Origin of the sequence: Streptomyces sp. NEAU-W12 (genome assembly GCF_026242095.1) — a bacterium.
GTDB lineage: Bacteria > Actinomycetota > Actinomycetes > Streptomycetales > Streptomycetaceae > Streptomyces.
In genome coordinates, this window is the sequence record NZ_JAPJDM010000002.1 from 106,349 (window position 1) to 119,583 (window position 13,235).

Below are 13,235 nucleotides of genomic sequence, written 5' to 3' on the forward strand. Positions count from 1 at the left end.
CGGGCGGCTGTTGGGGGGCGGCGGGCGGGGGGGGGCGGGGGGGGGGGGGGGGGGGGGACGCGGCCACCGTCGGACCGGCGCCTTCCCCGTCTCCCGGACCGGTCGGCGACCGCCGTCGCCGTCCGCCCGCCGTCTCAGTGGTGGCCGCTCACGCGTCCCTGCAGCAGCCGGGACAGCGCCGCGTGCACGTCGTCCAGGGAGCGCTCCGGCTGGAAGGCCTGCCAGTCCAGCGCGGCGACCAGCACCATGCCGACCAGCGCCGCCGCCGTCAGCGGAATGTCGATCTCCGCACTGAACTCCTCGTTGTCCACGCCTTCGCGCAGCACGTCCTCGACCACCGCCACGGCCTGCCGCCGGACCACCAGCAGTGTGGACTGCCAGGCCCGGTTGGTACGCCACAGCTCGGCCACGTACAGCTGGGTGAAGGCCGGGTAGCGGTCGATGAAGACGAGCCCCGCGCGGACCATCGCGTCCAGGGCGTCGACCTTGCTGCCACCCGCCCCGGCCGTCCGCTCGGCCGCCTCCCGCAGAGAGGCGGTGAGGAGCCCGACCCCGTGCCGCAGCAGTTCCTCGAAGAGGACCGACTTGCTCGCGAAGTTGTAGTAGACCGTCCCCTTCGCGACCCCCGCCCGCTCGGCGATCTCGTCCACGGTGGTGGCGGAGAAGCCCTGCTCCGCGATGAGCGTGACGGCCGCCTCGTAGAGCTTCTGCCGGGTGGCCTCGCGGCGGGTGCTGCCGGCCGACGTGGTGCTGCTGCGTTCCATGCCCCTGATTCTCACAGCACCGCCGGTCTGCCTCTCCACAGGCTCGGCCCCCGGGGCGGCCCGCCCGACATCGAACAGTCGATCGAGATGAAACCGCAGGTCGGAACGGATTGTCAGTGGCATACCGCACGATGAGCGCATACGGCACCTGGTAGCAGGGGATGCCGTCACGAAGACGACAGGAGGTTCGTCATGGCCCACTCGTCCGCAGCCGCCGCCCGCCGGCGCCGCGCCACCGGCCCTGCCCCCTCACTGACCGGACCGCCGAGCGACGTCCACCCCGTGCTGCGCCGCGCCACCGCACCGCCCGCCGCCCTCGACCTGCTCGCCCAGGCCCGTGCCGGACTCGACGAGGCCACCGTCCTCGACATCCCCAACGAGCGCTATGCGACGGCCCACCTGGCCGCCCTGCGCACCGCCGCCGCCGTGCTCGCCGCGCGGGGACGGCCCGAGACCTCGCCCCGGGCCCGGAGCAGGATCCGGAGCGCCTGGGAAGTGCTCCCCGAGATCGCGCCCGAACTCACCGAATGGAGCGCCCTGTTCGCCTCGGGCGCCCGGCGCCGTGCCCGTGCCGAGGCGGGCATCCGGGACGCGGCCAGTGGCCGGGACGCCGACGACCTGATACGTGACGTCACGATGTTCCTGCGTCTGGTCGAGCGGATGCTCGTCCTCCAGCCCGTCCTCCCGCAGCCCCGCGCGGACGATCATTCCGATCGCTCCGACCACCCGGACGGGCACGACCCGGGCGGTCACGGACCAGGAGGCAGGGACCCGGGCGGTGGCACGGCCCGCGAGCTGCCCGACGCGGGCTGAGCGTTCCTCCTCGGCCCCGGTCCGGCCCGCCCCGCTGCCGCCACCGCCCGGCGGGGCGGCAGCAGTGCGGGCGGGGACAGCGCGGCGCGGGCAGTACGACGCAGGCAGTACGGCGCAGGCCATAGGGTGGAAGACGCCTGAAGCCTCCGCGTTCCCTGCCCGGGCCGGGAGGCAGCCCGATCGCTCCGCCGTGAACGAGGCGGTGCCCGCCGAGGAGTCAACTGCCGTGTCGGACACCCTGCGCCCCCGCGCCGCTCTCCGTACCGCCGTGGTCTGGGAGGTCCTCCAGGACGTCCTGGAGCGCCGGGCCAAGGCGACGGGACGGCCCGCGCTGGACGTCCTCGACACCGGCGGCGGCAGCGGCAACTTCGCCGTGCCCGTGGCCCGCCTCGGCCACCGGGTCACCGTCGTCGACCCCAGCCCCAACGCGCTGTTCGCCCTGGAGCGCCGCGCCGCCGAGGCCGACGTCGCCGACCGGGTCCGCGGCGTCCAGGGCGACGCGCACGGCCTCTTCGACGTCGCCGAGCGCGGCGGCTACGACGTGGTGCTGTGCCACGGAGTGCTGGAGTACGTCGACGATCCCGCCGAGGGCGTGCGCAACACGGTGGCCGCCCTGCGCCCCGACGGCGTCCTCAGCCTGCTCGCGGCCGGCCTCGGCGGAGCCGTGCTCTCCCGTGCCCTCGCCGGTCACTTCAGGGAGGCCCGGCAGGCGCTCGACGACCCGAACGGCCGATGGGGCACGGGCGACCCCGTACCGCGCCGCTTCACCGCCGATCAGCTCACCGGTCTGGTCGAGGGCGCGGGCCTGCGGGTCGGCGCCGTGCACGGAGTGCGGGTCTTCGCCGACCTCGTCCCCGGCGCGCTCGTGGACACCGAGCCCGGAGCCCTGGACGAGCTGCTGAAACTGGAGGCCGCTGCGGCCGAACTCGCCGCCTTCCACTCCGTGGCCACCCAGCTCCATGTGCTCGGTGAGGCCCCGGGGGCCGAAGGGGTCTGAGAGCCGCCTGCGCCGCGTCGCTGATCAGCGGAGCGGGCCGTCGGCCGCACTCCGCGGGGAGTCCGCCACAGGCCCCCCGAATGGCGGCTGGGCACCGTATGATCGAGGGAGACCGTCCGGCATGACGGCCCGGCCGCCGGGGAATGAGAAGCCTCGAGCGGACCGGGACGCCCATGACGGGTGCCGGTTGGCCAATTGGCGCAGAGGGGCGGGTTTCATGGGGGCGAATCCCTGCCTATCCTGAAGGGACCCCCCGGGTCGCCCCGGCGACTGCACGATGAGGAGGACGCCGTGCCGCTCTCGGAGCACGAGCAGCGCATGCTCGAGCAAATGGAGCGAGCGCTGTACGCCGAAGATCCCAAGTTCGCGTCGGCGCTCGAGGGAAGTGGCCTGCGCACGTACACCCGTCGGCGGGTCTACCAGGCGGTCGCGGGTTTCCTCGTAGGTATTGCGCTCCTCATGGCCGGAATGGTCGCCCAGCAGGTCTGGCTCAGTGTGGTGGGGTTCCTCGTCATGCTGGGCTGCGCGGTTCTCGCCGTGACCGGCTGGCGCAAAGCGCCCAAGCCCGGTGAACAGGCGGCCGATGCCGTCGCCGGTACCGCTGGTTCCACCGGCGCGCCGCAGTCCGGCCGTCAGGCCAGGCAGCGGCGCTCCGTGATGAACCGCATCGAGGAGCGCTGGCAGCGCCGCCGTGACGAACAGGGCGGCGGGCAGTAGCTTTCCCCCACCACTCCAGGACCTGCGCGAAGACATGGGTACAGGGGGTGACCACCGGCCCGGTGGTCACCCCCTGACGCGTCTCCGCACCCGGTGCGGCGCACGGCCGCACACCGGTTCGGCGCACGTCCGCGCACGGACCGGGTGCAGGCAGGGGCAGGCGGAGGCAGGCCGGACAGCGCGGGCCGGACAGCGCACGAGGGGTGAGGGGCAGGACGATTTTCGGTCGTCCTGCCCCTCACCCCTCGTCGTGCACCCGTTTCGTGGTGCACCCGCCCGACCGCGGCCACCTGCCCGGCCGGGCCCGTCCCGTCACCCCTGCTGCCGCGAGGGCCTGCGCCATGCCGGCCGCAGGGCCGGCACACGGTCCCGGACGGCGGTCCACCGGGCCGCCACCGCCCACACCACCCGCACCGTGGAACGCGGCAGGAACAGCGCGCGCAGCCGTGTGCCCCGGCCGGCCCCGGACCGCAGCCCGGCCGCCACCCGGCGCGCCTCGTCGGTGAGGCCCGCCGTCGGCCGCGGCCGCGGCGCGTAGAGGACCTGCTCCACCGCATCCGCCACCCGGTGCACCGAGGCCGCGGCATCCGGGTCGAGCCGGCCGAGCCGGATGATCCGGGCCGCCGCCTTGCGCAAAGTCAGCGACTCGTCGGGGGAGACGCCGACATCCCACGCCGTGTCCGTCAGCTCGTCCCAGACGGCCAGGACGTGCGACGCCGTGCCCGCCCCGGACCGGCCGTGCGCGCCCAGGCGCACCGAACGGGTCCGCAGCCGCCACAGCATCGGCGTCAGCGGCAGCACCAGGAGGGCGAGAGCGCCCAGCACCCACGCCGGCGCCACGTACCACTTCGGTCCGTCACCGCCCGTGGGCGGCGTCGCCAGGGGCGCCTCGCTCGAGCAGTCGTCCAGCCGCTGCCGCTGCACCGGGCAGCTCTCGCTCTCCGACGGGGCGGCCGAGGGCTCCGAGGGCTCCGCCTCGGACGGCCGGGCCGGGTCGGGCAGCGCGCTGTCCGGCGTCTCCGGCACGGTGTACTCCGGCACCGAACCACGAGTGGGGGTCGGTTCGAAGCGGGTCCAGCCCACGCCCTCGAAGTACAGCTCGGGCCAGGCGTGCGCGTCCCGCAGCCCCACCGCCACCGTGCCGTCCGCCTGCGGGGTGCCCGGCGCGAAGCCCACCGCGACCCGGGCGGGTATGTCCAGGGACCGGGCCATCGACGCCATGGCGAAGGAGAAGTGGACGCAGAAACCCTCCTTGTCCCTCAGGAAGCGGGCGATCGCCTCCGAGTCGCTGCCGACGTCGACCTCCGTGTCGTACTCGAAGCCCCCGGTCAGGGTGAAGTACTCCTGGAGCAGGACCGCACGGTCGTACGCGTTCGTCGCCCCCTCGGTGACGTCACGGGCGGTTCGGGACACCACTGCGGGCAGCGAGTCGGGCAGCTCCGTGTAGTCCCGCTCCAGGGCGGCCGGCGGTGCCGACGCGTCGGCCAGCTGTTCCGCCGTGGGCCGCACGTCCAGGCTGCGCACCTGATAGGTCAGCCCCCGGGTGTTCTGGCCGTGGTCGCCGACCAGCGTCATCCCCACCGGTTCGTAGCGCCAGTCGCCCCTGATGTCCACGCCGCTCGGCGGATACGGCATCGGCAGCCAGTCCTGCCCGTACCAGTCGGCGGTCGAGATCGTCGTGCCGAGCTCCTCGCGCTCGACGTCCGGGCCGAGGCCGGCCGGGGTCGGGAAGGCGCCGTCGGGCACCGTGGTGATGGACCGCTTGGAGGGCTTCCAGGTGGTGCCGTCGAAGTCGTCCAGGGACACGATCCGCAGATACAGGTCCGAGACGTTCTCCGCCTCGGAGCGCACCGACATGACCTGGCGGTCCTCGTCCATGTTCAACGAGTCGCGCAGGGACACCAGCGGATTCACCGCGGAGATCGTGCCACCTCCGCCGGAGCCCGGGCCGACCCCCGAACCCGCCGGGTCCAGCAGGCCGCCGTCCATCGTGGGCAGACCGAGCGGCGCCACCAGGGCTATGCCCACCGCGAGCGCCCCGATCCGCCGCCCGGTGCGCACCGGCGCGCGGGCCCCGCCCGGCTCACCGGGCGGGTCCTGCGACGCCCCGCCGAAGACCCGCCCCCACTGGGAGAGCCGGTCACGGCCCTCCACCAGCAGCAGCATCAGATAGCCGGCCGCCGCCAGCAGGAACCACAGCCAGTCGGCCCCGCCGTCGGACAGACCTGCGGCGACGGAGTACAGCGCGAGCAGCGGAAGCCCGGCCGGTGCCGCACTGCGGAAGGTCACCGCGAGGGTGTCCACCAGCAGCCCGATCACCAGGACACCGCCGATCAGCATCAGCCGGATGCCCTCGGACAGCGGCGCCGGTATCGCATAACGGCCGACGTCCGTGACGCCCTGGTCGAGCAGGTCGGCGAAGAAGCGGAACGCGTCCGGTCCCGGCACCAGGCCGGCGAAGGCGTGCTCCCGCGCGAAGACCAGCGTCAGCAGCACCAGCGCGGCAAGCGCCTGCGCCGCCACCGTCAGCGGGCGCGCCAGCGGCACCCGACGGGCCACCGAGCCCACGCCCGACTGCACCGCCAGAAGGAGGGCCGCCTGCAGGAGCCAGGAAGGCGGCTCGACCAGCGGCAGCAGCGCGCACGCGGCCAGCAGCGTGGCCGCCCACGCGGCCGGCGTCAGCCGCAGTCGTCCGCTCATCCCGCTCCCTCCCCGCCGCTCGCCGCCGCCGGACCGGAACGCTCCCGGTCCGCCAGCCGCCACTGCTCCTCCAGGGAGGCGCCCCGCGGCACACCCACCACCGTCCAGCCCGCTTCGCGCAGCATCCGCGACCACTTCCCGCCGCCGTCCGACGGACCGGACGCGTCCGCCGGTTCCCGCATCCAGGTCCCGCTGTCCAGAAGGAAGGCGACCGCGCCCCCGCTGCGCTGCCGCATCCGGGCGAGCACCGCCGCCTGCTCCTCGTCGAGATCACCGAGGAAGGCCACGAGCAGTCCCTCGCTCCCGCCGCGGACCACGTCGTACGCCCGGGACAGGCCCGCCCCGTCGGAGTGGTCGACCACCGCGAGGGTGTCCATCATCAGTCCGGCCGTGTCAGCCGACCCCTGGCTCGCGCCCGCGAACCCGTCGGAGCCCTCACCCGGCACCGAGGCGCCGGTGTCGGTCAGCAGCCGCACCGAGAAACCCCGCTCCAGCATGTGCGTCAGCACGGACGCCGCACCCGACACCGCCCACTCGAACGCCGAGTCCGGGCCCGCGCCCGCGTAGGCGATGGCACGGGTGTCCAGCAGCACCGAACAGCGGGCCCGTTGCGGCTGCTCCTCGCGGCGCACCATCAGCTCGCCGTAACGCGCGGTGGAACGCCAGTGCACCCGGCGCAGATCGTCGCCGTAGCGGTAGCCGCGCGGGATCAGGTCGTCCTCGCCGGCCAGCGCCAGCGCACGCTGCCGCCCGTCACCGTGCCCCCTGGCCTCACCACTCAGCCGCACCGGCGGCAACGGCTCCACGCGCGGGATCACCGTCAGCGTGTCGTACGTGGAGAAGGCCCGGGTCAGCTCGCACATCCCGAACGGGTCGGAGAGCCGCAACTGCAGCGGTCCCAGCGGATAGCGGCCGCGCAGGTCGGAGCGGACCCGGTAGGACACCTCGCGGCGCCCGCCCGCCTCCACCCGGTCCAGCACGAACCGGGGCCGCGGCCCGAGCACGTAGGGCACCCGGTCCTGGAGCATGAGCAGGCCCGTGGGCATCCGGGAGACGTTGTCCATCCGCAGACGCACCCGTGCCTCGGAGCCGGCCGGTACCCGCGAAGGGGAGAGCCGGCGGCTGCCCGCGACCCGGTAGCGGGTCCGGTAGAGCACGCCCGCGCACACCGGCGGCAGCACCGCCAGCAGCAGCCCGACCCGCAGCAGATCGCTCTGCCCGAGCACATAGGCGCAGACCGCGGCCGCCGCGCCGGCGGCCAGGAAGGAGCGTCCGCGGGTGGTCAGCCCGGCCAGAGCGGTGCGCAGGCCGCCCCGGTCACCGTGGTCGCCCTCCGCGCGGACCGAACCCGCGGTCGTCATCACAGCCTCCGTGGCGGCTGCTGGCCGTACCCCGGACCGCCGCGGCCCGCGCCGATGCCGTTCTGCTGGGGGGCGGCGGCCGGCACCGGAGTGCGCTGCAGGATCTCCTGCACCACCTGCTCCGCCGTGCGGCGGTTGAGCTGGGCCTGGGCGGTGGGCAGCAGCCGGTGCGCCAGGACGGCCACGGCGAGTGCCTGCACGTCGTCCGGCAGCGCGTACTCCCTGCCGTTCAGCGCGGCAGACGCCTTCGCGGCGCGCAGCAGGTGCAGCGTCGCGCGCGGGGAGGCGCCGAGTCTGAGCTCGGGGTGCGTGCGGGTGGCGGCGACCAGCTCCACCACGTACCGGCGGACCGGCTCGGCCACATGGACGGCGCGCACCGCTTCGATCAGCTTCAGGATCTCGTGCGCGTGCGCCACCGGCTGGAGGTCCTCCAGCGGGGAGACGCCGCCGTGCACGTCCAGCATCTGCAGTTCGGCCTCGGCGCTCGGGTAGCCGACCGAGACGCGGGCCATGAACCGGTCGCGCTGGGCCTCCGGCAGCGGATAGGTGCCCTCCATCTCGACCGGGTTCTGCGTCGCCACGACCATGAAGGGGCTGGGCAGTTCGTAGGTCGTGCCGTCGATGGTGACCTGGCGCTCCTCCATCGACTCCAGCAGCGCGGACTGCGTCTTCGGCGACGCGCGGTTGATCTCGTCGCCGATCACCACCTGCGCGAAGATGGCACCCGGCTTGAACTCGAAGTCGCGGCGCTGCTGGTCCCAGATGGACACACCGGTGATGTCCGACGGCAGCAGGTCCGGTGTGAACTGGATGCGCTGCACCGAGCAGTCGATGGACCGCGCCAGCGCCTTGGCCAGCATCGTCTTGCCGACGCCCGGGACATCCTCGATGAGCAGATGCCCCTCGGCGAGCAGCACGGTCAGTGAGAGCCGTACGACCTCGGGCTTGCCCTCGATCACGTCCTCCACCGAACCCCGCACGCGCTCGACCACGGCGGTCAGATCAGTGAGGCTCGCTCGATCGTCATAGGTCGTCACCCGGCCCTCCTCGGCCTTTCCCCCCGCTCCGAAGGAACGAGGGCCCAAATGTCCGGGCCGACGCCTTGCTGTGTGGACCGGCCCACCCCGAATCACGGACACCGCGCGTGAAAAGTTCCGCGCGGCACCACTCCCGCATTCTTGCCGCCGTTACCGATTCGTGTCACTCGCCTGTGGACAACTGACAGTGATATGTCGGGTCGTACGACTTTCATGGAGTGTCGTTCGGCCTCGTGACATCCGGGGAACGGGCGCGCGAACCCCGAGAACCCGAGAACCCGGACCTCCTCGGAGCGGGCCGGCGGGTCAGGCGGGGTCGATCTCGCGCAGCAGACCGGTCTTCACGTCGAAGACGAACCCGCGCACGTCGTCGGTGTGCAGCAGGAACGGAGAGGTGCGCACGCGCTGCATCGACTGCCGTACGTCCTGGTCCACGTCCCGGAAGGACTCCACGGCCCAGGCGGGACGCTGGCCGACCTCCATCTCCAGGTCGTGCCGGAACTCCTCGGTGAGGGATTCCAGACCGCAGTTGGTGTGGTGGATGAGGACCACGCTGCGGGTACCGAGCGCCCGCTGGCTGATGGTCAGCGACCGGATCACGTCGTCGGTGACGACACCTCCGGCGTTGCGGACGGTGTGACAGTCGCCGAGTTCGAGACCGAGCGCGGCGTGCAGGTCGAGCCGGGCGTCCATACAGGCCACCACGGCGACACGGAGGACGGGCCGGGCGTCCATTCCGGGATCGGTGAAGGCGCTGGCGTACTGCTCGTTCGCGTCCACCAGACGGTCGGTGACCGTGTCCTGGCCGGCCGGCGCGCTTCCTGAGCCCGTGGGAACCGATGCAGAAGTCGTCATAGCCATGACGGTACTGGTCACCCGCCCTCCGGGCTCGCTGTGAGACAGGACAAAGAATGTCATCCGCCTTTTGTGTGAGATGGTCCACAAGGGGGTGTGAGGCCCCTCGTGCGGGTGGTTTCCCCGGGATGCGGTTGTCCTCGCGCCGAGGGCCGCGCCGCGCAGGCCGGTTGATTGACCGGGCCACACCGTGGACTAAAGTGGCGCGAAGCGGGAGGCGAGACTCCCACTGCACTGATTTCCCCGGAGAACCGGGCAGCGTCCCGGAGATCTCCCCGCGTGCGCTGCGCGTACGTACGGCTCGGCCTCCTCCCGTTCCCGGCCGGCTGTCGCCTCCGGCGCCGGCAGGCCGCCCCGTCCACACCGGGGGAGGGGCGGGGGCCCCGGCGGTGCGTCACGGCCGCGCCGGACCGTGAGAAGAGGGCCCAGAACCCATGGGGCGCGAAGCGCATGCGAACACGGGCGGGCAGACCCGGCACGTCCCGGTGATGCTCCGGCGGTGCCTGGACCTGCTGGCGCCCGCCCTGGAGCGGCCGGGATCCGTGGTCGTCGACTGCACCCTCGGCCTCGGCGGCCACAGCGAGGCCCTGCTGACGCGGTTCCCCGAGGCCCGGCTGGTCGCCCTGGACCGGGACAAGGAGGCGTTGCGCCTGTCCGGCGAGCGGCTCGCCCCCTTCGGCGAGCGCGCCACCCTGGTCCACGCCGTCTACGACGAACTCCCCGACGTGCTCGCCCGGCTCGGCGTCCCGCGCGTGCGGGGCGTCCTGTTCGACCTGGGCGTGTCCTCCATGCAACTCGACGAGGCCGACCGCGGCTTCGCCTACGCCCAGGACGCCCCGCTCGACATGCGCATGGACCAGTCGGCCGGCATCAGCGCCGCCGAGGTCCTCAACACCTACCCGCCCGGTGACCTCGTCCGCATCCTGCGCGCCTACGGTGAGGAGAAGCAGGCCAAGCGGATCGTGGCCGCGGTGGTGCGCGAGCGGGAGAAGGAGCCGTTCACCACCAGCGCGCGCCTGGTCGAGCTGATCCGCGACGCGCTGCCGCAGGCCGCCAAGCGCACCGGCGGCAACCCGGCCAAGCGCACCTTCCAGGCCCTGCGCATCGAGGTCAACGGCGAACTCTCCGTGCTGGAGCGGGCCATCCCGGCCGCGGTGGGGGCGCTCGACGTCGGCGGACGGATCGCCGTGCTGTCGTACCACTCCCTGGAGGACCGGCTGGTCAAGCAGGTGCTCGCGGCGGGCGCCGCCACCACCGCGCCCCCCGGGCTGCCGGTGGTCCCCGAGCGCTACCAGCCCCGGCTCAAGCTGCTCACGCGCGGTGCCGAACTTCCCACCGAGGAGGAGATCGCCGAGAACCGGCGGGCGGCACCCGCGCGGCTGCGGGGCGCCGAGCGCATCAGGGAGCACCTCGAATGACGTGCCGGGCACGCGGGTACGGAAGGCAGGCTTCGGGCGAGCCCAGGGGAGCGTGAGTGAGCAGGAAACCCGAACTCAGGGGGAGGGCGGCCCGTCTCGCGCGGCTCCTTCCCACGGGACGGGCCCAGGCGGCCCGCACCCCCTTCGTCCTGCTGGTCGTCCTCCTCCTGGGCGGCGGCCTGATCGGGCTCCTGGTGCTGAACTCGGCGCTCAGCGAGGGCGCGTTCCGGCTCGACGACCTCGAGCGGGAGACGAAGAGCCTCACCGACGAGGAACAGGCCCTCCAGCGGGACATCGACGCCTACTCCGCCCCCGACGCCCTCCAGCGCCGGGCCCGTGAGCTCGGCATGGTGCCCGGCGGCGACCCCGCCTTCCTGAACCCCGACGGCGAGGTCAAGGGCGTCCCCAGCCCCGCAGCCGCCTCCCACGCCCCCCTCGTGCTCGCCCCCGAGGCGCTGGCCACCGTGACGGCCCCGCTCCCGGACACGGCACCGGGCGCGGCCGCCGCACCCACGTCCACCCCCGCATCGACTCCCGGCAGGTGACGGAAGTGTCCGACAGGGAACCGCCCCGCCGCCGCGTGCCCGGCCCCGCCCGCCCCGCCCGCCCGGGCGGGGCCGGACGGGGCCCCGGGCCCGGTGCCCGGCAGGCCCGTGCCTCCCGCCCGGCCCCGCGCCCCCGGCCGTCCCGCCCGGTGCCCCCGAAGGCCATCAGGCTGGGCAGCCCCCGCCCCCGGCTGCGCCTGGTGGGCCTGGCGCTGGGACTGGTCCTGAGTGTCTTCGTGGTCCGCCTGCTCCAGGTGCAGGCCGTCGAGGCCGACACCTATGCGGCCAAGGCCGGACAGAACCGCTACGTCGGCCAGGTGCTGGACGCCGAGCGCGGCGAGATCACCGACCGCAACGGCATCGCCCTCGCGACCAGCGAGGACGCCTACGACATCACCGCCGACCCCACGATGTTCGCCCCGGACCAGCTGGAGATCTCCGACGGCCCCGAACAGGCCGCCGCCCTCCTCGCCCCGATCCTCGGCCAGGACCAGGACCAACTGGTCGACAAGCTGCGGCCGGAGAACAAGGCCCTGCGCTACGTCAAGCTCGCGAGCCGTCAGACCCCCCAGGTGTGGCAGCAGATCAAGGACCTGAAGTCCGCGCTGGCCAAGAAGACGGAGACCGACACGTCCTCCGTCAACGTCCTCGCCGGTGTCCTGTCCGTGCCCACCAGCAAGCGGGTGTACCCCAACAACGAACTCGCCGCCGGGATACTGGGCTGGGTCAACGCCGAAGGCAAGGGCGGCGGCGGCATCGAACTCCAGCTGGACAAGCGGCTCGCCGGCGAGGACGGCAAGATCCGCTACGCCCAGTCCGGCGGCCGTCTGGTGCCGACCGCGGGCTCCACCGAGACGCCGGCCGTCCCCGGCAGCGACGTCGAACTCACCATCGACCGCGACCTCCAGTGGGCCGCGCAGGACGCCATCAGCGAGCAGGTGGAGAAGTCGAGGGCCGACCGGGGCTACGTCATCGTCCAGGACACCCGCACCGGCGAGGTCCTCGCCATGGCCAACGCGCCCGGGTTCGATCCGAACGACCTCTCCGAGGCCGATCCGGCGGCTCTCGGCAACGCCGCCCTCCAGGACGCCTTCGAGCCCGGATCCACCGCCAAGGTCCTGTCCATGGCGGCCGTGCTGGAAGAGGGGGCGGCCACCCCGCAGACGCATGTCGTCGTACCCAACCGGCTGCACCGCGGCGACCGCCTGTTCAAGGACGACGTCGACCACCCGACCTGGTACCTCACCCTCAACGGGGTGCTCGCCAAGTCCAGCAACATCGGCACCATCCTGGCCACCGGCCAGCTCGGCAAGACCCAGGCCGCCGCCAACAAGGTGCTCTACGACTACCTGCGCGCGTTCGGGCTCGGCAGCCACACCGGACTCGGCTTCCCCGGCGAGACCAAGGGCATCCTCGCCCCGCCCGACGCGTGGTCGACCTCCCAGCAGTACACGATTCCTTTCGGCCAGGGCGTGTCCGTCAACGCCATGCAGGCCGCCTCCGTCTACTCCACCATCGCCAACGGCGGCGTACGCGTCGAACCCTCACTGGTGCGCGGCACCAAGGGACCCGACGGGAGCTTCACCCCCGCTCCGAAGCCCGAGAAGACACGGGTCGTCAGCCAGAAGACGGCGAAGACCCTCGCCCGGATGCTGGAGTCGGTGGTCGACGACGAGGAGGGAACCGGCACCAAGGCGCGCATCCCCGGCTACCGGGTGGCGGGGAAGACGGGTACGGCCAACCGTGTGGATCCGGCCACCGGCAAGTACCACGGCTACACCTCCTCCTTCGCCGGGTTCGCGCCCGCCGACCAGCCCCGCGTCACCGTCTCCTGCGTCATCCAGAACGCCACCGAGGGCAGTTACTTCGGCGGCCAGATCTGCGGACCCGTCTACAAGCAGGTCATGGAGTTCGCCCTCAAGACCCTCCAGGTGCCGCCGACCGGCGCCGAACCCGCCGACCTTCCGGTCACCTTCACACGCTGACCGGCCGCGAACCCCTCGCGTCCGGCCGGCACGGAACCACCCA

11 protein-coding genes are annotated in these 13,235 nt (G+C 73.2%); 6 read left to right on the forward strand and 5 right to left on the reverse strand.

The window, feature by feature from the left end; genetic code table 11:
- Window positions 1–134: 134 nt before the first annotated feature.
- Complete coding sequence (locus ORI94_RS02720) at window positions 135–764, reverse strand: TetR/AcrR family transcriptional regulator (RefSeq protein ID WP_042165915.1); 630 nt, start codon at window positions 762–764, stop codon at window positions 135–137.
- Between the two features lie 192 nt (window positions 765–956).
- Here ORI94_RS02720 and ORI94_RS02725 point away from each other — a divergent pair, with 192 nt between their 5' ends.
- From ORI94_RS02725 to ORI94_RS02735, 3 genes are all read left to right on the forward strand, one after another.
- The gene (locus tag ORI94_RS02725; protein WP_266072063.1) at window positions 957–1,577 is read left to right on the forward strand and encodes an SAV_6107 family HEPN domain-containing protein; all 621 of its coding nucleotides are present in this window, start codon (window positions 957–959) and stop codon (window positions 1,575–1,577) included.
- Between the two features lie 226 nt (window positions 1,578–1,803).
- The gene (locus tag ORI94_RS02730) at window positions 1,804–2,574 is read left to right on the forward strand and encodes a methyltransferase (RefSeq protein ID WP_266072064.1); all 771 of its coding nucleotides are present in this window, start codon (window positions 1,804–1,806) and stop codon (window positions 2,572–2,574) included.
- Between the two features lie 291 nt (window positions 2,575–2,865).
- Window positions 2,866–3,291 carry a DUF3040 domain-containing protein gene (locus ORI94_RS02735; RefSeq protein ID WP_266072065.1) on the forward strand — a complete coding sequence of 142 codons (426 nt, stop codon included), beginning with the start codon at window positions 2,866–2,868 and terminating at the stop codon, window positions 3,289–3,291.
- A gap of 312 nt (window positions 3,292–3,603) precedes the next feature.
- Here ORI94_RS02735 and ORI94_RS02740 read toward each other — a convergent pair whose 3' ends face one another.
- The 4 genes from ORI94_RS02740 to ORI94_RS02755 form a co-directional block, all read right to left on the reverse strand.
- Complete coding sequence (locus ORI94_RS02740) at window positions 3,604–5,991, reverse strand: transglutaminase TgpA family protein (RefSeq protein ID WP_266072066.1); 2,388 nt, start codon at window positions 5,989–5,991, stop codon at window positions 3,604–3,606.
- The gene (locus tag ORI94_RS02745) at window positions 5,988–7,352 is read right to left on the reverse strand and encodes a DUF58 domain-containing protein (protein ID WP_266072067.1); all 1,365 of its coding nucleotides are present in this window, start codon (window positions 7,350–7,352) and stop codon (window positions 5,988–5,990) included. Before ORI94_RS02745 ends, ORI94_RS02740 begins: the two co-directional genes overlap by 4 nt.
- The gene (locus ORI94_RS02750) at window positions 7,352–8,389 is read right to left on the reverse strand and encodes an AAA family ATPase (protein ID WP_266072068.1); all 1,038 of its coding nucleotides are present in this window, start codon (window positions 8,387–8,389) and stop codon (window positions 7,352–7,354) included. The genes ORI94_RS02745 and ORI94_RS02750 overlap by 1 nt, the downstream gene beginning before the upstream one ends.
- Window positions 8,390–8,695: 306 nt before the next feature.
- Window positions 8,696–9,244, reverse strand: a complete 549-nt coding sequence (locus ORI94_RS02755) for a beta-class carbonic anhydrase (RefSeq protein WP_266072069.1) — start codon at window positions 9,242–9,244, stop codon at window positions 8,696–8,698.
- A gap of 434 nt (window positions 9,245–9,678) precedes the next feature.
- Between ORI94_RS02755 and rsmH the strand changes: the two genes are divergently transcribed.
- From rsmH to ORI94_RS02770, 3 genes are read left to right on the forward strand one after another with little or no spacing between them, the layout of a single operon-like run.
- On the forward strand, window positions 9,679–10,662 hold the full coding sequence (rsmH, locus tag ORI94_RS02760) for a 16S rRNA (cytosine(1402)-N(4))-methyltransferase RsmH (protein WP_266072070.1): 984 nt from the start codon (window positions 9,679–9,681) through the stop codon (window positions 10,660–10,662).
- Between the two features lie 56 nt (window positions 10,663–10,718).
- Window positions 10,719–11,207, forward strand: a complete 489-nt coding sequence (locus ORI94_RS02765) for a septum formation initiator family protein (protein WP_266072071.1) — start codon at window positions 10,719–10,721, stop codon at window positions 11,205–11,207.
- A 5-nt stretch (window positions 11,208–11,212) separates the two neighbouring features.
- The gene (locus ORI94_RS02770) at window positions 11,213–13,192 is read left to right on the forward strand and encodes a peptidoglycan D,D-transpeptidase FtsI family protein (RefSeq protein ID WP_416237759.1); all 1,980 of its coding nucleotides are present in this window, start codon (window positions 11,213–11,215) and stop codon (window positions 13,190–13,192) included.
- Window positions 13,193–13,235 lie beyond the last annotated feature (43 nt).